This window comes from Bradyrhizobium sp. UNPF46 (assembly GCF_006658625.1).
In the GTDB taxonomy this organism is placed as follows: Bacteria; Pseudomonadota; Alphaproteobacteria; order Rhizobiales; family Xanthobacteraceae; genus Bradyrhizobium; species Bradyrhizobium nitroreducens.
This window is the reverse complement of the sequence record NZ_LFJB01000021.1, coordinates 1-18,949: the sequence shown is the minus strand read 5'-3', so window position 1 is coordinate 18,949 and position 18,949 is coordinate 1. Positions and strand designations below refer to the sequence as shown.

At 65.7% G+C, this 18,949-nt stretch carries 19 protein-coding genes; 11 read left to right on the top strand and 8 right to left on the bottom strand.

Annotated elements, in window-relative coordinates:
* Positions 1-116 precede the first annotated feature (116 nt).
* The 4 genes from UNPF46_RS09705 to UNPF46_RS09690 all read left to right on the top strand — a co-directional run bounded on the left by UNPF46_RS09705 (position 117) and on the right by UNPF46_RS09690 (position 5,503).
* Positions 117-1,202 carry a Ppx/GppA phosphatase family protein gene (locus UNPF46_RS09705; protein ID WP_142249860.1) on the top strand — a complete coding sequence of 362 codons (1,086 nt, stop codon included), beginning with the start codon at positions 117-119 and terminating at the stop codon, positions 1,200-1,202.
* 1 nt (position 1,203) lies between these two features.
* The gene (locus UNPF46_RS09700) at positions 1,204-1,908 is read left to right on the top strand and encodes an RlmE family RNA methyltransferase (protein WP_142249859.1); all 705 of its coding nucleotides are present in this window, start codon (positions 1,204-1,206) and stop codon (positions 1,906-1,908) included.
* A 366-nt stretch (positions 1,909-2,274) separates the two neighbouring features.
* Entirely contained in the window at positions 2,275-4,767 is a 2,493-nt protein-coding gene (locus UNPF46_RS09695) for a sensor histidine kinase (RefSeq protein ID WP_181769873.1), read from the top strand.
* A 46-nt stretch (positions 4,768-4,813) separates the two neighbouring features.
* Positions 4,814-5,503 carry a response regulator transcription factor gene (locus UNPF46_RS09690; RefSeq protein WP_100180603.1) on the top strand — a complete coding sequence of 230 codons (690 nt, stop codon included), beginning with the start codon at positions 4,814-4,816 and terminating at the stop codon, positions 5,501-5,503.
* Positions 5,504-5,525: 22 nt separating this feature from the next.
* Here UNPF46_RS09690 and UNPF46_RS09685 read toward each other — a convergent pair whose 3' ends face one another.
* Positions 5,526-7,016 (bottom strand): DHA2 family efflux MFS transporter permease subunit, encoded by a 1,491-nt coding sequence (locus UNPF46_RS09685; RefSeq protein ID WP_100180604.1) that lies wholly within the window; start codon positions 7,014-7,016, stop codon positions 5,526-5,528.
* A 484-nt stretch (positions 7,017-7,500) separates the two neighbouring features.
* On the opposite strand from UNPF46_RS09685, the gene guaB reads away from it, so the two are divergent.
* The 3 genes from guaB (at position 7,501) to UNPF46_RS09670 (ending at position 10,868) form a co-directional block, all read left to right on the top strand.
* Positions 7,501-8,994: an IMP dehydrogenase gene (gene guaB, locus UNPF46_RS09680; RefSeq protein ID WP_142249857.1), complete on the top strand. Its 1,494-nt coding sequence runs from the start codon at positions 7,501-7,503 to the stop codon at positions 8,992-8,994.
* A gap of 290 nt (positions 8,995-9,284) precedes the next feature.
* A complete protein-coding gene (curA, locus tag UNPF46_RS09675; protein WP_142249856.1) occupies positions 9,285-10,319 on the top strand; it encodes an NADPH-dependent curcumin/dihydrocurcumin reductase in 1,035 nt (344 codons plus the stop codon).
* Positions 10,320-10,568: 249 nt separating this feature from the next.
* Positions 10,569-10,868 (top strand): hypothetical protein, encoded by a 300-nt coding sequence (locus UNPF46_RS09670; protein WP_100180607.1) that lies wholly within the window; start codon positions 10,569-10,571, stop codon positions 10,866-10,868.
* 13 nt (positions 10,869-10,881) lie between these two features.
* Here the strand turns inward: UNPF46_RS09670 and UNPF46_RS09665 are convergent, their stop codons facing one another.
* The gene (locus UNPF46_RS09665) at positions 10,882-11,724 is read right to left on the bottom strand and encodes a metallophosphoesterase family protein (RefSeq protein ID WP_142249855.1); all 843 of its coding nucleotides are present in this window, start codon (positions 11,722-11,724) and stop codon (positions 10,882-10,884) included.
* A 69-nt stretch (positions 11,725-11,793) separates the two neighbouring features.
* Positions 11,794-12,408: an acriflavin resistance protein gene (locus UNPF46_RS37385; RefSeq protein WP_181769872.1), complete on the bottom strand. Its 615-nt coding sequence runs from the start codon at positions 12,406-12,408 to the stop codon at positions 11,794-11,796.
* A gap of 159 nt (positions 12,409-12,567) precedes the next feature.
* On the opposite strand from UNPF46_RS37385, the gene UNPF46_RS09655 reads away from it, so the two are divergent.
* Together UNPF46_RS09655 and UNPF46_RS09650 are read left to right on the top strand one after the other, a co-directional pair.
* A complete protein-coding gene (locus tag UNPF46_RS09655; RefSeq protein WP_100181547.1) occupies positions 12,568-12,990 on the top strand; it encodes an MAPEG family protein in 423 nt (140 codons plus the stop codon).
* Positions 12,991-13,036: 46 nt separating this feature from the next.
* Positions 13,037-14,338: an RsmB/NOP family class I SAM-dependent RNA methyltransferase gene (locus tag UNPF46_RS09650; protein WP_142249854.1), complete on the top strand. Its 1,302-nt coding sequence runs from the start codon at positions 13,037-13,039 to the stop codon at positions 14,336-14,338.
* A gap of 207 nt (positions 14,339-14,545) precedes the next feature.
* Here the strand turns inward: UNPF46_RS09650 and UNPF46_RS09645 are convergent, their stop codons facing one another.
* The 3 genes from UNPF46_RS09645 to UNPF46_RS09635 all read right to left on the bottom strand — a co-directional run bounded on the left by UNPF46_RS09645 (position 14,546) and on the right by UNPF46_RS09635 (position 15,888).
* Positions 14,546-14,755 carry a cold-shock protein gene (locus tag UNPF46_RS09645; protein WP_008141931.1) on the bottom strand — a complete coding sequence of 70 codons (210 nt, stop codon included), beginning with the start codon at positions 14,753-14,755 and terminating at the stop codon, positions 14,546-14,548.
* A 265-nt stretch (positions 14,756-15,020) separates the two neighbouring features.
* Complete coding sequence (locus UNPF46_RS09640) at positions 15,021-15,353, bottom strand: DHCW motif cupin fold protein (protein ID WP_142249853.1); 333 nt, start codon at positions 15,351-15,353, stop codon at positions 15,021-15,023.
* A 163-nt stretch (positions 15,354-15,516) separates the two neighbouring features.
* Positions 15,517-15,888, bottom strand: a complete 372-nt coding sequence (locus UNPF46_RS09635) for a nuclear transport factor 2 family protein (protein ID WP_142249852.1) — start codon at positions 15,886-15,888, stop codon at positions 15,517-15,519.
* 148 nt (positions 15,889-16,036) lie between these two features.
* On the opposite strand from UNPF46_RS09635, the gene guaA reads away from it, so the two are divergent.
* Both guaA and UNPF46_RS09625 read left to right on the top strand, forming a co-directional pair.
* On the top strand, positions 16,037-17,635 hold the full coding sequence (gene guaA / locus UNPF46_RS09630) for a glutamine-hydrolyzing GMP synthase (protein ID WP_142249851.1): 1,599 nt from the start codon (positions 16,037-16,039) through the stop codon (positions 17,633-17,635).
* A 138-nt stretch (positions 17,636-17,773) separates the two neighbouring features.
* On the top strand, positions 17,774-17,905 hold the full coding sequence (locus UNPF46_RS09625; protein ID WP_100180613.1) for an SDR family oxidoreductase: 132 nt from the start codon (positions 17,774-17,776) through the stop codon (positions 17,903-17,905).
* Between the two features lie 111 nt (positions 17,906-18,016).
* Here the strand turns inward: UNPF46_RS09625 and UNPF46_RS09620 are convergent, their stop codons facing one another.
* Positions 18,017-18,373, bottom strand: a complete 357-nt coding sequence (locus tag UNPF46_RS09620; protein ID WP_142249850.1) for a hypothetical protein — start codon at positions 18,371-18,373, stop codon at positions 18,017-18,019.
* A 192-nt stretch (positions 18,374-18,565) separates the two neighbouring features.
* A partial coding sequence (locus UNPF46_RS37380; RefSeq protein WP_181769871.1) for a hypothetical protein occupies positions 18,566-18,949 on the bottom strand: 384 nt, incomplete at its 5' end.

Below are 18,949 nucleotides of genomic sequence, written 5' to 3'. Positions count from 1 at the left end.
ACGAATGGGCATGGTCCCATGTGATGCGTTGTTGCGCATACCCGCCGCGCTGCTAATGTTTCAGGCGAAAAAAGCAATTCCAGACCGGCCCGACCGGCCGCGGAAAGACAGTTTGTATGAATGACCACACGCGGCTCCGCGACGGCCATGTAAGCCAACATGGGCCGCACGGTGAGCTGGAGGGGTCGATGGCGACGGTGGCGTTGGCCACCGAACCGGCCGTCGCCGCGCAAGCGCCGGGAACCGGCGTCTACGCGGCGCTGGACCTCGGAACCAACAATTGCCGGCTGCTGATCGCCTGTCCGACCCAGGACGGCTTTCGCGTCGTCGATTCCTTCTCGCGCATCATCCGGCTCGGGGAGGGCGTCTCGGCAACCGGCTGCATCAGCGATGCCGCGATCGAGCGCGCCATCGCCGCGCTCAGCATCTGCCGCGACAAGATCAACTTGCGGAAAGCGCGGCGGCTGCGGCTGATCGCGACCGAAGCCTGCCGCGCGGCCTCGAATGCGGAGGGGTTCCGCAGCCGCGTCGCGGCCGAGACCGGCATCGAGCTGGAAGTGATCGACCGCGAGACCGAGGCCGCGCTCGCCGTGCTCGGCTGCTCGCCGCTGGTCGATCCCAGGGGGCGCGGCGCGATCCTGTTCGACATCGGCGGCGGCTCGACCGAATTGGTGCGGATCGAGCGCGACGCTCAAGATCCGGAGCCGCGCATCAAAGCCTGGATGTCGATCCCCTATGGCGTGGTCACGCTCGCCGAGCAGTTCGGCGGCCGCGACGTCACGCCGGAGATCTACGCCGCGATGGAGCGGGCGGTCGCAGACCACGTCGCGCCGTTCGCCGAGGAGCACGGCCGCGATCTGGCCGACATGCACCTGCTCGGCACCTCGGGCACGGTGACGACGCTCGCCGGCATCCATCTCAATCTTCCGCGCTACGACCGCCGCCGCATCGACAGCATCTGGATGAACGATTCCGACATCACCGCGACCATCAACAAGCTGCTCGGCATGAGCTACGAGGAGCGCGCCAACAACAGCTGCATCAGCGTCGAACGCGCCGATCTCGTGCTCGCCGGTTGCGCCATCCTCGATGCCATCCGCCGCGCCTTTCCGCTGCCGCGCCTGCGCGTCGCCGACCGGGGCCTGCGCGAGGGCATGCTGGTCGAGATGATGCGCGAGGACGGCGCGCTCAGGAGCTGGTGAGATGGCCAAGGACACCACCGGCCGCTTGCACGTCCAAGTCAAGACCAAGGTCAAGACCGGCGGCAAGCGCAAATTGTCGTCGAAGCTCTGGCTCGAACGCCAGCTCAACGATCCCTATGTCGCCAAAGCCAAGGCCGCGGGCTATCGCTCGCGCGCCGCGTTCAAGCTTCTGGAGATCGACGACAAGTTTCGCTTCCTGAAGCCCGGCATGGCCGTGGTCGACCTTGGCGCTGCGCCCGGCGGCTGGAGCCAGATCGCCGCCAAGCGCGTCGGCTCCACCGAGGGCAAAGGCAAGGTCGTTGCGATCGATCTGTTGGAGATGCCCGAGATTCCCGGCGTCGACTTCGCCCAGCTCGACTTCATGGACAATGACGCGCCCGAAAAGCTCACCGCGATGCTGGGCGGCGGCGCCGACGTCGTGATGTCCGACATGGCCGCCAACACCACCGGCCACCGCAAGACCGACCAGCTTCGCATCGTCGGCCTGGTCGAGACCGCGGCCGCATTCGCCTGCGATGTGCTGAAGCCCGGCGGCACCTTCCTGGCAAAGACCTTCCAGAGCGGAGCCGACGCCGATCTGCTCGCCCAGCTCAAGCGCGACTTCGCCACCGTGCGCCACGTCAAGCCGGCCGCGAGCCGGCAGGACTCCTCGGAACGCTACGTGCTGGCCACGGGATTTCGCGGCGGGGCAACAGGCGAGACCTAGCGGACCCGCGTCTCGACAGCATGTCGGATACGATCTTGCCGTTCGCGATCGTCCGCGAGTTCGCGCCGACCTCGTCGTGCCCCTCTATTGAGGGCTACCGCACATGGCCCTTGGCGCGACCTGAGCGCGCGCCTCGTCCTTCGAGACGACCGCGGAGCCTGTCATCTGAAATGAGTGCCGCGCACGCGACCGACGACGGGTGTCTCGAAGGATCGCCACAGGCGAAGTCTCTCATATGCGACCACAACATCAACGGCGGTTGATCGTAGCCGCGGTGCGCGCGGCGCGCCGGAATTGACGCTGGACGAGAGCTGGGCGCTCCTGCAAAGGATGCGCGTGGTTGGCTGGCGAGGAGATGGGGCCGGAATGCCGGCGGTAGAATTCGACCTTCGCGGGGTCATAGGGCCGAGCGGCGAATTTCGCGACGGCAAGATGGAGGCGGCATTCTCCGCGAGCGTGTGGCAGTCGGCGCGCGCGATGGCGCTGCTCTGCATCCTCGCCGAGACGGCCGCGAGCCTGTCGTTCGCGCCGCTGGATTTTCTGATGCTGACCGGCCCGCGGCTGGCGTTCTTCACCGAGATCCGGATCCTGATCGCGCTCGCGGCGCTTGCCGCCGTGCTCGCCGTGCTGCAGACGACGCGATACGCGCGCATCGTCGCGATCACCTATGCGCACCAGATTGCGTTCTTCACGCTCAATGCGCTCGTCTTCGACCAGCCGAGCCTGACCCGTCACGGCGGATTGCTGCTGCCGCTGATCGCCATCGCGCTCAACCTCTGTGTCCCCGGGCGCTTCCGCTGGGTCACGCTGTTGAGCGCTTACGCCCCCACGGTCAGCCTGTTGTTCTGGGCAGTGCTCAGGCCGGACCCGGAGAGCCCGCTCGACCTGACGATCATAGGGTTGGTCATACTGGTCGGTTACGTCGTCGGTGCGATGGCGCGCACACAGTTCAACCGTCTCAGGCGCGAGGAATATCTGCGCATTGCGCGCGAGCAGCAGATCAACCTCGATTTGCGCGAAGCCAAGGACGCGGCGGAGGCGGCAGCGAGCGTCAAGGCCGACTTCCTGGCGGTCATGAGCCACGAGATCCGCACGCCCATGAACGGAATCCTCGGCATGGCGAAACTGGCGCTGGATGATCCATTGCCGCCGTCCCAGCGCCGGCGGGTCTCGACCATTCGTTCCTCGGCGCAGGGACTGCTCAAGATCCTCGACGACATCCTCGATATATCGAAGCTCGAACGACAGGCCGACATTTACGAACGTGCCCCGTTCGATGTCAGGCAGGGGCTGCGCGAGATCGTCAACCTGATGTCGCCGCGCGCGCATGAGAAGGGGCTGACGCTGCAGCTCGCGATTTCTCAGACGGTGCCGCGCTGGGTGCTCGGCGATCAGTCGCGGCTGCGGCAGATTCTCTTCAACCTGATCGGCAACGCCCTGAAATTCACGAGCCGCGGCGGCGTTACGGTCGAGGTCACCGCATCGCGCCCGCAGGACGAGGCGGTCGTCGTCTTCTGCGTTGCGGACACCGGTATCGGCATTCCGCCCGAGCAACGGGCTCGGCTGTTTCAATCCTTCGAACAGGGCGATGCCTCGATCCGTCGGCGCTTCGGCGGCACGGGCCTCGGCCTTGCGATCTGCAAGCGGCTCGTCGAGGGCATGAAGGGGCAGATCGAAGCCGAGAGCACGCCGGGGCTCGGCAGCCGCTTCCGCTTCTCGTTGCCGCTGCCGGCGGCCGACGGGCCGGCCATGCGCGATCCGGCGGACGAGACGCCTGCGCCGACGAGGCCCTTGAACCTGTTGCTGGTCGAGGACCTCCAGATCAATGCGGCCGTCGCGCGCGGGATGCTCGAGCGGGCAGGTCATCGGATCGCGCTGGTCAAGTCGGGCGAGCAGGCGATCGAGCTCGTCCGCAGCGCGCGCTTCGACGCCGTGCTCATGGACGTGCAGATGCCCGACGTCGACGGGTTGGAGGCCACGCGGCGCATTCGCGCGCTGGCCTCGCCGCAAAGCGAGGTCCCGATCGTGGCCTTGACCGCCAACGTCATGGCGGAGGATGTCGAGGCCTGTCGTGCGGCGGGGATGGACGGGCATCTGGCCAAGCCGATCGACGCTGCGGCCCTGCATCGTGCGATCGAGACGGCGCTGGCGAGCCGGCGCTGGTCCGTGGCCGGGCCCGGGGCGCCGCTCAATGCCGGCGGTGATGTCCTCGTGGTGGGCGACGGGCGCAAGGCTACCCACGATCCGCTCCGGCGTCTCGGCTTTCGCGTCTTTCCGGCCGGCTCGTTCGATGCCGCCGGTGCGATGCTGGCGGCGCGCGAATTCGCCGCGATCGTCGCGGTCGCCCCGCCGCCCGGATTCGTGCTGGGCTTGCGTTCGCGCGCTCAGGATCAGGGCAAGCGCGTCTTCATCATCGCCGCGTCCGCGCCGGAGGACGGCACCCGGATGCTGGAGGAAGGCGCCGATCTCGTGCTTGCGGCGACGCTGTCTGCGGAGGAGGTCATCTGGAAAATCGAGGCGTTCCTCGCCGCGGAAACACCCGACAGCGCGTTCTCGCTCGAAGAGGTGTTCGGGCGGGATCGCATCGACGAATTCCAGGAGCTGTTTGCCGACAGCCTGCTGGAGCTCGACCGCGCGCTGGCGCGCAGCGATCTGACGCCGAAGGAGCTGGCGGGCATCGCCCACCGCATCAAGGGCAGCGCGGCCAATCTGCGCATGTCCGAACTTGCCGCGAGCGCCGACGACGCGATGATCGCCGCAAGGACGGTGCTGGCGGGGCTTCGCGACCGCGATGAAGCCGTCAACGCGCTGCGCCGGCAGATCGGTCTGGTGTTGAGGGAGCAGGGCGCCGTCGGATGAGGCGCCGCGGCCTCGCGCGGCCGTTAGAGGTGATTTCGGAGAGCAGATGTCGACCAGTGTGCTCGTTGTTGAGGATGCGCCGGAAATCCGGCTGATGCTGACCTCGTTCCTGAGGGAGCAGGGCATGGCCGCGCATGGCTTGGCGACCGGCGCCGAGCTGCGCACCGCCTTGCCCAAGCTTCGGCCCGACATCGTCCTGCTCGATATCAACCTTCCGGACGCCGACGGCATCGCGCTGGCGCGCGAGTTGCGGCTCGGCGAAAAATGCGGCCTGATCTTCGTCACCAGCCGCGACTCCGAGGACGACATGCTGTCCGGCCTCGATGCCGGCGGAGACGATTACGTCTCCAAGCCGATCAATCTGCGCACGCTGCTGGCCCGAATCCGCAGCGTGTTGCGGCGGACGACGGAATCGATCATCACCTTCGACGGCTGGATCCTCGATCCGGTCCGGCGCGAGCTGTTCCGCCCTGATGGAAGCATGGTCCAGTTGACCGCGGGGGAGTTCAACATCCTCGTGGCGCTGGCCTCGCACATGACGCAGCCGCTCAGTCGCGACTTCCTGCTCGACGTCATCTCGAACCGCGATCCCAGGGAGATCAGCGAGCACACCGTCGACAACCTGATCGTGCGGCTGCGCCGGAAGATGCAGCTTGGCAGTGTCGCCGCGCCGATCGCGACGGTGCGCGGCGTCGGCTACGCCCTGGTTCCGCTGCAGCCGGCAACCCGATCCTGAGACGCCTGGGGCGCCGCAGCTTTCATCCCAGCCGCTGATCCCGCACGTCCTGCGTATCCTCGGATGCCGCCTTGACGCCGGCCTTCTCCGCGCCCTTGCCGGCGCCCTTGCGGCTCGCAATCTCCACCGCCTTGCGGCCGGAGATTTCGTGGCCGGCATCCGCCGGCATCTGCCAGAAGAACCAGCTCGACGCCGCCGAGGTCAGCGCGACCACGAGGAAGGCCGGTGCGAACACGGTGGCGTCGATCTCGCTGACATGGTGGAACCACATCGTCGTCTCCACGCAGGCCGCACCGACGGCGACGCCGGCCGAGACCGCCAGCTGCTGGTTGACGCTGACAAGCGTCGTTGCGCGGCTCATCTGCGCAGTCTCGACGTCGGCATAGGCGACCGTGTTGATGGCGGTGAACTCCAGCGAGCGGAAGAAGCCGCCGACCACCAGGATGACCATGATGATGAGCAGCGGCGTCGTCACCGTGAACAGCGCGCAGACGGCGAGGAAGAACGCGCTGACGATCGCGTTCACCGTCATCAGGTTGCGGAAGCCGAAGGTGCGGATGAGGCGCGCCGCCAGCGTCTTCATGCCCATGGCCCCCAGCGAGGAGGCAAAGGTGACGAGGCCTGAATGGAACGGCGACAGACCGAAGCCGATCTGCATCAAGAGCGGCAGCAGGAACGGCAGCGCGCCGATGCCGAGCCGGAACAGGAAGCCGCCGAACACGGCCGCCCGCAGCGTCGGCAGCTTGAGGAGGGAGAAATCGAGCACCGGCGAGCCGGTACGCCGGGCGTGCATGACGTAGAGCGTCATCGAGATCGCGCCGCCGGCGATCAGCGCCGCGACCGTGCTCCACGGCAGCAGGTTCAGCCCGGCAACCGACAGGCCGAAGGCGATGCCTGCGAGCCCGATGCCGGCGAGCACCATGCCGTAGAGATCGAACGGCTCGCGTTCCTCGCTCTTGATCGGGTCGATGAACTTCAGCGCCATGAAGATGCCGAGCAACCCGATCGGGATGTTGATCAGGAAGATCCAGTGCCACGACGCGTAGGTCGTGATGAAGCCGCCGAGCGGCGGCCCGATCACCGGACCGATCAGGGCAGGGACCGTCACCCACGCCATGGCGTTGACCAGCGCGCTCTTGTCCACCGAGCGCAGCAGCACGAGGCGCCCGACCGGCGTCATCATCGCCCCGCCCATGCCCTGCAGGATGCGCGCGAACACGAAATCGGTGACCGAGGACGACAGCGCGCAGCCGACCGAGCCGACCATGAACACGCCGACCGCGATCGCGAACACCATCCGCGCGCCGAACCGGTCGGCGGTCCAGCCACTCGCCGGGATGAACACCGCGAGCGACAACAGATAGGAGGTGATCGCGAGCTTCAGCGTCAGCGGACTGGTGCCGATGTCGGCCGCGATCGCCGGCAGCGAGGTGGCGATCACCGTCGAGTCCATGTTCTCCATGAACAGTGCGGTGGCCACGATCAGCGGAATGATGCGTTGCTTGTCGACCATGACGGATTGGTAAGGGAAATCGGAAGGAGAGGCTGTTTGCGGCTTATCACCGGCGCTCGCCTGCGACCATTGCGGATCGGCGCATAGCACCTAAATCCTGCGTGACACGGTCTGGCCCCTCCGTCATTCCGGGGCACACGGCTTCTCACTCTCTCGTCATTCCGGGGCGCGCCACTTGGCGCGAACCCGGAATCCATCGGGATGCGGGCACCGCCGGGACATGGATTCCGGGTTCGCGACTTCGTCGCGCCCCGGAATGACGGCGGAGGGAGGGCGGACCGGCCATCCCCGCCGATACCACCCAAAAAAGCCTGTGCATGGCTGGCCAGCGGTCCGAATTGCTTTGATTCGTCACGCGGCCGTGCTATCGACCCGCGTCAACCCCACCGATGGGCTCCGATTCTCAAGGCGATGCCGCAAGGTACGCCGAGGGCGGCGCTCATCCATTAGCATTTGCGGCAAGGCCGCAGGAAGGAGTTGGCAAATGGCCACGGTGCAACTTCAGGGCATCCGCGAAGCCTTTACGTTCGACGACGTGCTGTTGAAGCCGGGCCTGTCGGATGTCATGCCGGGCGAGGTCGACATCCGCTCCCGCGTCACCCGCGCCATTCCGCTCAACATCCCGATCATGGCCTCGGCCATGGACACGGTCACCGAGTCCCGCATGGCGATCGCCATGGCGCAGGCCGGCGGTCTCGGCGTCATCCACCGCAATTTCGATCCCGAAGGGCAGGCGGCCCAGGTGCGGCAGGTCAAGCGCTATGAGTCGGGCATGGTGGTGAACCCGCTCACCATCAGTCCCGACGCCACGCTCGACGAAGCGCTGAAGCTGATGAGCGATCACGGCATCTCCGGCATTCCCGTCGTCACCGGCGCCGGCAAGAACACGCCCGGCAAGCTGGTCGGCATCCTCACTAACCGCGATGTGCGCTTTGCCACCGACCGCAGGCAAAAAGTCTCCGAGCTGATGACGCATGAAGGCCTTGTCACGGTGCGCGAGAATGTCAGCCAGGACGAGGCGCGGCGGATGCTGCATCAGCACCGCATCGAGAAGCTGCTCGTGGTCGACGAGCAATATCGCTGCGTCGGTCTCATCACCGTCAAGGACATGGAGAAGGCGGTCGCCCATCCGCTCGCCTGCAAGGATGCGCAGGGGCGCCTGCGCGTTGCCGCCGCCACCACCGTCGGCGATACCGGCTTCGAGCGAACCGAGCGGCTGATCGATGCCGGCGTCGATCTCATCGTCGTCGACACCGCGCACGGCCATTCCCGCCACGTGCTGCATGCCGTGAACCGGATCAAGCGCCTCTCCAACTCGGTTCAGGTCGTTGCCGGCAACGTGGCCACCACGGAAGGCACGCAGGCGCTGATCGATGCGGGCGCCGATTGCATCAAGGTCGGCATCGGCCCGGGTTCGATCTGCACCACGCGCATCGTCGCCGGCGTCGGCGTTCCCCAGCTTACCGCGATCATGGATGCGGTCGAGGCGGCGAAGAAGGCCGACATTCCCGTCATCGCCGACGGCGGCATCAAGTTCTCCGGCGACCTGGCCAAGGCGCTCGCCGCCGGTGCCGACATCGCCATGGTCGGCTCGCTGCTGGCCGGCACCGACGAGACGCCCGGCGAAGTGTTCCTGTGGCAGGGCCGTTCCTACAAGGCCTATCGCGGCATGGGTTCGGTCGGCGCGATGGCGCGCGGCTCGGCCGACCGCTACTTCCAGCAGGACATCAAGGACACGCTCAAGCTCGTGCCTGAAGGCATCGAGGGCCAGGTGCCCTACAAGGGCGCGGTCGGCCATGTCATGCACCAGCTCGCCGGCGGCCTGCGCGCCGCGATGGGCTATGTCGGCGCAAAGGACATGAAGGAGCTGCACGAGAAGGCCCAGTTCGTCCGCATCACCGGCGCGGGCCTGCGCGAGAGCCACGTCCACGACGTCACCATCACCCGCGAAAGCCCGAACTATCCGGGCGGGGGTTAGTCGCTCCGTCCTCGTTCGCGGCGCTCTCGTGCCCCGGACGCAGCGCAGCACCCCCGGCGATGCGAAGCGTCGTCCGGTGTGATGCGCTGCAGAGCCGGGGCCCATGTCTCCGAACATACCGTGTTGCCTGCTGGGTCCCGGCTCTGCGCAGCAGCGCAAGAGCGCTGCAGCGCGTCCGGGACACGAGAGGTGCGCGCGGCGAAACACCATCGACTTCCGCCGCTTTTGTATTGACGCAGCTACCTCCCTCCGCTTCCGTCCACGTCGACAGAAAATCGGAGGAAGCCAACATGTCCCAAGCTCAACATAGCGCCAAGCGCATCGTTCTCGCCGCGCGTCCCGTCGGCGAGCCCAAGCCGTCTGATTTTCGTCTGGAGGAATTCGCGGTGCCGACGCCCGGCGCGGGCGAAGTGCTGCTGCGCACGATCTGGCTGTCGCTCGATCCTTATATGCGCGGGCGCATGAGTGAGGGACCGTCTTATGCCGCACCGGTGCCAGTCGGCGGCGTGATGGAAGGCGAGGCGGTGAGCGAGGTCGCGGCCTCCAACAATCCTGACTTTGCGGTAGGCGACATCGTTCGCATCCGCTCGGGCTGGCAGACGCATGCGATCTCGAATGGCAAGGGCCTGATCAAGGTCGATCCGAAACTCGGTCCGATCTCGACCTCCATCGGCGTGCTCGGCATGCCCGGCATGACCGCGTATACGGGCCTGCTCGACATCGGCAAGCCGCAAGCAGGCGAGACCGTCGTCGTCGCCGGCGCCTCCGGTGCGGTCGGCTCGGCGGTGGGGCAGATCGCCAGGATCAAGGGCGCACGCGCAGTCGGCATCGCCGGCGGCAAGGACAAGTGCGACTACGTGGTGAAGGAGCTCGGCTTCGATGCCTGCATCGATCACCGCGATCCCGATCTCGCCGCCAAGCTGAAAGAGGCCTGCCCGAAAGGGATCGACGTCTATTTCGAGAATGTCGGCGGCGCCGTGTTCGAGGCGGTATTCCCGCTGCTCAACCCGTTCGCGCGCGTGCCGGTTTGCGGCCTGATCGCGCATTACAACGACACCGAGGCCAAGCCGCCGAAATGGGCCGCGAGCATGATGCGTGCGACGCTGACCAAGCGTCTGACCTTCCGCGGCTTCATCGTCTCCGACTTCGCCTCCCGCCACGGCGACTTCCTGCGCGACATGTCGGGATGGGTTCGCGACGGCAAGGTCAAGTACAAGGAGTTCGTCACCGAAGGCTTGGAGAGCGCGCCCGGTGCCTTCATGGGCCTGTTGAAGGGCGCCAATTTCGGCAAGCAGCTGGTCCGGGTCGGGCCGGACAAGGCCTAGGCGTGATCCGGAAAAGTGCGAAGCGGTTCTCCGGAGGATGATGCCCAACAACAACCTAAAGCGCGACTCATCGCGCTTTAGGCGACAGGGAGTGGGACTCCCGTGGCTCGAGAGCCACACGCCCGATGGGATAGTTAAAAAAGAGTCACCAAATGGTCACACCTGCCCGCAAAAGCCGCAGGTGTGACCGGCCGTTCATTGACGGGCCCGCGAAGGCATTGAATCATCGCGCATATTTCAGGTGCTGCGATGTTAGAGATCAGTGTTTTCTGCGTAATCCTGCTGGCCGCCGGCTATTGGACGGCCATGTTCATCATGGGCCGTCGCGACGACGTCATCCATGGCAAGTTCGTCCATGTCGACGAGGAGGGCGGTCTGACCCGCCCCTCGATGCCGACACCGCCGCCGCCATTCCCGAAGCGTCCGGTCAAGGCCGCATTGCCTGTCAGGCAGCCGCCCGCCAATGATCTCGCGGCCAAGCCGGTGAACAGCGAGGCGCTGCAGTCCTTGCTCGCTGCGATCCAGCAGGACCTCAAGAGCGTCGCCTGAGCGGCCGAGCGCATCAGTGCGCGCCGCCCATCTGGGCGAAGAGCTCCTCGATGTCGACATCGACCTGACCCGCGGCCCTGACGTGGCGAGCCTCGAAACTGTCGGGGCGGAAGCGATACTCGACCAGCCCGACCTCCTTGATCGCGATCCGGTCCTGGCGCTGATCGTTGATGATGAAGCCGGCCGACGGCGCCCAGACATGGCGGGTGTGGCGCCAGCTGAAGTCGCGCCGCTGGTGCACGTGGCCGCTGGCGACCAGGCGCAGATCGACGCCCGCAAACATCTCGATCAGCCGAGCCCGCGCCGGCTGCGGTACATAGCGGATCGAGGTCTCCGGCGTTTCAGGGTCGTCGGGCAAATTGAGGAAGAGCGGCTTGTGCAGGAACAGCGCGACCGGCCGGCCGTTCGTGCGCGCGATCTCGGACGCCAGCCAGTCGAACTGCGCGGCCTCGAAGGCGAGCCCTGAATTCATCACCAGCGTGTTGAGGCCGATGAAGCGCCAGCCCGCGGCCTCGAAGGCCCAATGGTCCTCGCCGATGATGTCGCAGAATTGCCGGCGATGCGCCTCGCTGACCGGCGGCTTTGGCGCCGGTCCGATCGCGGTCGGATTGTCGCCGATGTCGTGATTGCCGGGAATGTAGCGGCACGCGACGGGCAGGGCGTCGTGCAGGCCTTTGGCGAAGACGACATCGTCGCGGCCGGTCGGCCCGTCGAAGGCGACGTCGCCGCTGTTGACGACGAGATCGGGCCGCTCAGCGTCGATGTGCTCGCAAACGCGATGGAAGTTGGCGATCAGGCCGGGGAAGCGCCGGCCGAGATGGGTGTCGGAAATCTGCGTCAGGCGAAATTCGGACATGCGATCAGCTTAGCCGCCCTCGCGCGTCGATACGATGACGGCGCGGGATGGATCGCAGACGAACAAAGTTTAAAGCACGCGATAGCGGATCGTGTAGGCGTCCTGCGGCGCGATCGGCCCTGCGAGCTTTGAGGCGATGCGGTCGGCGAGGTGCCAGGGGCCGAACTCTGTGGAGCGATGTGGCTCGGCGGGCAGGCGCAGGCGGAACTCGAACGTGCCCTTGCCCGGCAGGTTCACGACCAGCACGCGGTCGGCGGTGCGGTGGTTGAGCGCGACCGCGCCCCGCAGCAGCGCGCGGCCGTCGGCGAGGTCGCGGACGCCGTCGACCAGCGCCAGGATCTGGTTGCGGTCGGTATGCAGCTCGATCTGGCTGTCTGTCGCCGCCGCCAGCATCTCCCGGGGCATGCGGATCTCGAACTCGACCGCGGGCTTCGACGGATTGAGACCGAGATAGGCGAGCGCGGCGTGGCGCATGTCGTAGGCGGCAAAGGCGAACAAGGCGAGCGCCGCGAACCCGGCGAGACCATGCCGGACGACATCGCGCCAGCTGCGGTAGCTCAGGCGAAAATACACCGTCATGGCCAGCGCGACCGCGAGCGCCATCGCGATACCTGACAGGGCCGACATCAGGATACCGAGCTGGCCGTCGGCGGAATCGGTCCAAAGGCTGGAAAGGGTGGTCATGGCGCCATCTCGCCTCGGGCCCCGTGATGGGGCCGAAATCGCTTTAACTATCGCTGGTTGGTCGCAAGATCTGGAACGCCGGTTCAACTCGTTGATTGTCAGAACCAGCAGACGCGGCTAATGACGGTCCGCGGCGTGCCGCCTTACGGGAAAGTTCCGATGTCTATCCAGATGGTTCTGCTGCCTGTGTTCGTGCAGGTGGGGCTCACCTTCGCGCTGCTGATCGGCATGGTGCTGGCGCGCCGCCGCGCGCTGGTTGCGGGCGAGACCAAGATCCGCGACATCGCGCTGGGCGAGCCGAACTGGCCCAAGGGCGCCACGCAAATCGCCAATTGCTACCGCAACCAGTTCGAGTTGCCGGTGCTGTTCTACGTTCTGATCGCGCTGGCGCTCCCGCTCCGCCATGCCGATCTCTTCATCGTGCTGATGTCCTGGGTGTTCGTGGTGACGCGGTTCGCCCATGCCGGCGTGTTCGTCTCCTCGAACGATCTCGGCCGCCGCTCCTCGGTCTGGCTCGCCGGCTGCCTCGTGCTGCTGGCAATGTGGATCTACTTCGCGCTGAAGATGCTGTTGCTGATCTGACGCTTGCGCGCAATTCCTGACCTGCAAGATTCACTGAAAGATTCAAATGACCCCCGCTGCCCGGCTGTCCGCAGCCATCGAACTGATCGACACCATCGAGAAGGACCGCGTGCCCGCGGCGAAAGCGCTGAAAGAGTGGGGCACCGCGCACCGCTTCGCCGGCTCCGGCGACCGCGCCGCCATCGCCGGCCTCGTCTGGGACGTGCTGCGCCGCTACGCCTCGAGTGCCTGGCTGATGGACGCCGATACCGCGCGCGCGCGGCTGATCGGCATGCTCCGGCTCGAGCGCGACATGGACGCGGCGACGATGGGCGCGCTGTTCGACGGCAGCCGCTTTGCGCCGGCGCCGCTGACCGAGGCCGAGCAGGCCGCGCTCGCCTCGCGCTCCCTGAGGGATGCGCCGGCCGCGATCGCCGGCGACTATCCCGAATGGCTTGATCCGCACCTTGCAAAGGTGTTCGGCGAGGACCGCGTGGCGGAGGCGGCCGCGATGGCGAGCCGGGCTCCGCTGGACCTGCGCGTCAACACGCTAAAATCCAATCGCGACAAGGTGCTGAAGGCGCTTTCTCATCTTCATGCGAAACCGACGCCGTGGTCGGCAACGGGCCTGCGCATCGAGCTTTCGGCCGACGCGCGCAACCCCGGCATCCAGGCCGAGGAGGATTTCATCAAGGGCGCGATTGAAGTGCAGGATGAGGGATCGCAGCTTGCGGCCCAGTTCACCGCGGCAAAACCCGGCGAGCAGGTGATCGATCTCTGCGCCGGTGCCGGCGGCAAGACGCTGGCGCTCGCGGCCCTGATGCAGGGCAAAGGGCGGCTGATCGCGACCGACCGCGACAAGCGGCAGCTTGCTCCCATTCATGAACGCCTGTCGCGCGCCGGCGTCCACAATGCCGATGTCCGCACGCCCAAGGGCGAGGCCGATCCGCTCGCCGACATCCGCGCCTCGGCTGATCTGGTCGTGATCGACGCGCCCTGCACGGGAACCGGAACCTGGCGCCGCAACCCCGACGCCAAATGGCGCATGCGCCCCGGCGCGCTGGAGATCCGCCTGCGCGACCAGGCCGAGGTGCTGGAGCGCGCCGTGCCGCTGGTGAAGGCGGGCGGGCGCATCGCCTACATCACCTGCTCGGTGCTGTCCGAGGAGAACGGCGGGCAGGTGAGGGCGTTCGTCGCGCGCCATGGCGAGTTCGCGATTCAACCGCCCGAACAGACCGCAAGCGTGCTCTGGGACAAGGCGGAGGCCTTTGCCGAAGCCGCGCTGCAATCGCCCGAGGGCTGGCTGATGACGCCGAGAAGGACCGGGACGGATGGGTTCTTCGTGTCGGTGTTGAGGAAGACGGCCTGATCAACGTCGTCATTCCGGGGCTCGCGAAGCGAGAACCCGGAATCCATCGGGCAACAGTCGCCGTGGCCTGATGGATTCCGGGCTCGCCCTGCGGGCGCCCCGGAATGACCGGGGCAAACAAAAACCCCGCAGACCGGATCCCGGTCGCGGGGTTTTCAAGTTCTAACGTTCTGCCGGTACGTCCGTGGTCAGAACGGTGCGTTGGCGTTAGCCGACGCGGAGATTGTCGGCCGACGACTTGCCGCTGCGGCGGTCAGCGACGATGTCGAACGAGACCTTCTGACCCTCGTTGAGGGAGGAGAGGCCAGCGCGCTCGACGGCGCTGATGTGCACGAACACGTCCTTCTGGCCGTCGTCCGGCTGGATGAAACCATAACCCTTTTGGGTGTTGAACCACTTCACGGTGCCCATAGCCATGGGAATTTCCTTTAGTTAGTTAGAGAGAGTACGCACGTGGACCGGAACGCAGCCTTGCGCCCATAGCCCTGTTCAGTCGATGTTTGGAGAAGTCATCTGAAGCGTGCGCGCCCGTCAGCAACAAGGCGAAGCGGCCCAGTCGTTCGGCCAAGTATCGATGATCACAATATAGCGAGAATTTGGGGCCAGTTCAAGGCACCACCCGCGGCCCGGAACGTGGCGCGACTTTTCTATTTTGCGGTGCAAATTAACCGCCCGCCGCACCTCAATCGACGATGAAAAGCGTCGCCCCTGACGCCGTCGAGGACCGGTGCGCGGCGTCGCCGAAATCCGAGACCTGGTAGCTCATCCCCGCCGTCAGCTTGAAGGTGCGCCCGTCACGCAGCTCGCTGTCGAGCTCGCCCTTGACGACGTAGATGACATGGCCGCGGTCGCACCAATGGTCGGCCAGATAGCCTGGCGAATACTCGACGATTCGCACCCGGAGCTCGCCGATATTGAGCGTGCGCCAAGTAGCTTGGCCGGTCTCGCCGGCATGCGTGGTCGGCTCGACCTTGCTCCAGTCGGTGACGGTGAAGGGGGAGGCGGGGAGCTTCATAGGGGGAATCCTGTCTCGGAGCCGGCAGTGGTGTTGTTAGCGCATGCTGCCGCCACGGTCTCCGTCATTGCGAGCGCAGCGAAGCAATCCAGGATTGCGTCCGCGGCGACGGTCTGGATTGCTTCGTCGCAAGAGCTCCTCGCAAAGACGAGGAGAGAGCAGCTCACGCCACCAGATGGTTCGCCGAGCCCTGCACGATCAGCCCTGATGCGTTCACCCGCAGATACTCGCAGATCTTCTTGCCCCGCTCGTTGGCGTAGAACACCACGACGCTGTCGGGGCTGACGAACAGGTCGATCAGCGTGAAATGCAGCCCCGGCAGCAGGCCGAGCGCCTTGCCCCAATAGGCGCGAAGCGCGTCCTTGCCGCGCACGGTGCCGCTGGCGTCGAAGCCCAGCGCGGGGATGCGGTCCGAGGTCATCACGGCGGCCTCGTCGTAGAGCGCGAGCACGCGCTCGAGATCGCACGCGTTCCAGGCCTCGACCCAGCTCCGGCCGAGCGCGGCAAGCGTGGATGGCTGATGATGCTGTGGCATGGCGTTCTCCCTGATCAGCCCCTGTTTGAGGGTGGGGCCTAATAGGTCAATAATACTGACCTATATGCGTTTGTCCATGCCCAAAGAAGCATGTGGGCGCGCGGCGCGCGCGGTTGCGGCGCGCCCGTTGCCAGCGTATTTGCTGGCCATGACAGCAGCACAGAACGACCGCTCCGCGTCGACGCCCTCGGTGGCCTCGGCGCATGACAAGATTCTCATCGTCGACTTCGGCAGCCAGGTGACGCAGCTGATCGCGCGTCGCGTGCGCGAGGACGGCGTCTATTGCGAGATCGTCCCGTTCAACAAGGCCGAAGAGGCCTTCAAGGAGATGAAGCCGAAAGCGGTGATCCTCTCCGGCGGGCCCGAATCGGTGCATGAGGCCGGCTCGCCCCGCGCCCCGCAGCTGATCTTCGATTCCGGCGTGCCGGTGATGGGCATCTGCTACGGCCAGATGACCATGGCGGCCCAGTTAGGGGGCGAGGTCGAGGGCGGTCATCACCGCGAATTCGGCCGCGCCGATGTCGAGGTCAAGGCGCAGAGCCAGCTGTTCGCGGACGTCTGGTCGTCGGGCAGCAAGAACCAGGTCTGGATGAGCCACGGTGACCGCATCACCAGGATGCCGCCCGGCTTCTCGGTCGCCGGCACCTCGCCGAACGCGCCCTTCGCGATCATCCAGGACGAGACGCGCAAATATTACGGCCTGATGTTCCACCCCGAAGTGGTGCACACGCCGGATGGCGCCAAGCTCATCCGCAACTTCGTCCGCAAGATCGCCGGCCTGTCCGGCGACTGGACCATGCGCGCCTTCCGCGAGGAGGAGATCGCCAAGATCCGCCAGCAGGTCGGCAAGGGCAAGGTGATCTGCGGCCTCTCCGGCGGCGTCGATTCCGCCGTGGCGGCCGTGCTGATCCACGAAGCCATCGGCGACCAGCTCACGTGCGTGTTCGTCGATCATGGCCTGTTGCGTCTCGACGAAGCCAAGACCGTGGTCGACCTGTTCCGCCACCACTACAATATCCCGCTCGTGCACGTGGATGCCTCCAAGCAGTTCCTCGGCGAGCTCGAAGGCGTCACCGACCCCGAGAAGAAGCGCAAGACCATCGGCCGCCTCTTCATCGAGGTGTTCGAGGCCGAGGCCAAGAAGATCGGCGGCGCCGACTTCCTGGCGCAGGGCACGCTCTATCCCGATGTGATCGAGAGCGTCTCCTTCACCGGCGGACCGTCGGTGACCATCAAGTCGCACCACAATGTCGGCGGTCTCCCCGAGCGCATGAACATGAAGCTCGTCGAGCCCCTGCGCGAACTGTTCAAGGACGAGGTGCGCAAGCTGGGCCGCGAGCTCGGTCTCCCCGAAATCTTCGTCGGCCGCCATCCGTTCCCGGGCCCGGGCCTCGCCATTCGCTGCCCCGGCGAGATCACGCGCGAAAAACTCGACATCCTGCGCAAGGCGGACGCCGTCTACATCGACCAGATCCGCAAGCACGGCCTCTACGACGAGATCTGGCAGGCTTTTGCCGTGCTGCTCCCGGTGAAGACGGTGGGCGTCATGGGCGACGGCCGCACCTACGATTATGTGGTCGGCCTGCGCGCCGTGACCTCGACCGACGGCATGACAGCGGATTTCTACCAGTTCGACATGAAGTTCTTAGGCGAGACCGCGACGCGCATCATCAACGAGGTGAAGGGCGTGAACCGGGTGGTGTACGACGTGACCAGCAAGCCGCCCGGGACGATCGAGTGGGAGTGACGGATACAGGCGGCGGCGATATCGTAGTTTCGGCGGTCGTTTTCGCTATTTTGTTCTAACCGATAACTGCACTGGCTTTATTCTTGCTCAGACGTGGCATTGGGCCCATCCGGCTGCCTCCGTCTCGCCAGCATTCCGATGCGCCGTTTCGGCAAGCCGGAGGAAGTCGCAGCGGCAATCGCCTTTCTTCTCTCCGACGACGCAGCTTTCACGACCGGTCAGACACTGCACGTCGATGGCGGGGCGTCGATCGGCAAGCTGTCACTATGATGCAGCTGAAGTGCTGCATTCGGCCGCCGCGACAAGAATGAGCCTACACCTGATCAGGGCTATCGCGCTGGAGCGCCGCGAGGGCGGGTCGCACGATCCGAAGATCAAAATTCACGTCACGGCGCAAGCCGCGATTGTTGCGAGCGGCGGACGCTCTTCTAAAAGCGCGCTCCTCATTTCGATTGACAGGACGCTGGAATAGTCGTGGCGGGTTCCCGGCTTGACGAGCAATTTATCGACGCGCTGTTCGCACTCGCCGAACTCGGAACTGCACCTCCCAAAATTATTTCCGATCGTGTCTTGCCCTTTTTCATCGGTTGCGACATTCTGACTGTGCACATAGGGGTAGTGCTTGGGGAATAGGGGAATGTTGGCTGGCGAATGTGAATGACTTTCCTCTATCATCTCGCGCCCGTCACGAACCAGGCTGAGTAGCAACGACTCGCCATAGTTCGCGTAGCGGCACACTCACGCAATCGACAGAAGTACTTCGCAAGAAGTCGGTCGCCCAGTCTCAGGCGGGCGGGCGATTGCCTGCGCCCGGAGATCTGTTGGGAGATTGCGCGTAATGCCAGTTGGGCATCATCGGCGGCAAGCCGCGTGATTCAGAGGGACGTTATCCACGAAACCGGCCGATTCCCAGACGTGGTCTGAGTTGCGTCAGCGTGATCTGCGATCAACTGCCGGTTCGGGGGAGGCGAGAATGCCCAATACGACAAACGTCAGCAACACCACGATTTCGCTCACAGACGGCAGCAGCCTGATCGTCACCGGCACCAACGACACGGTGCTGGTGAATTCAGGGTGGGTGGAGCTGAACACTCCTGGTGGAACGATTACCGTCAACGGGACAAACGATACGCTGTCGATTGCGAGCGCGGGCAGTTCGGGGGTGGTGAACGGCAGTACAGCGAGCGTGACGCTGAACGGGTCGAACGACATCCTGACCTTGACGGGCAACAACGCCAACGTAACGGTCGCCGCGACAGCGGCATCCTCGACGGTGACCTTGAGCGGCACCGCCGAAACGGTGACGACATCGGT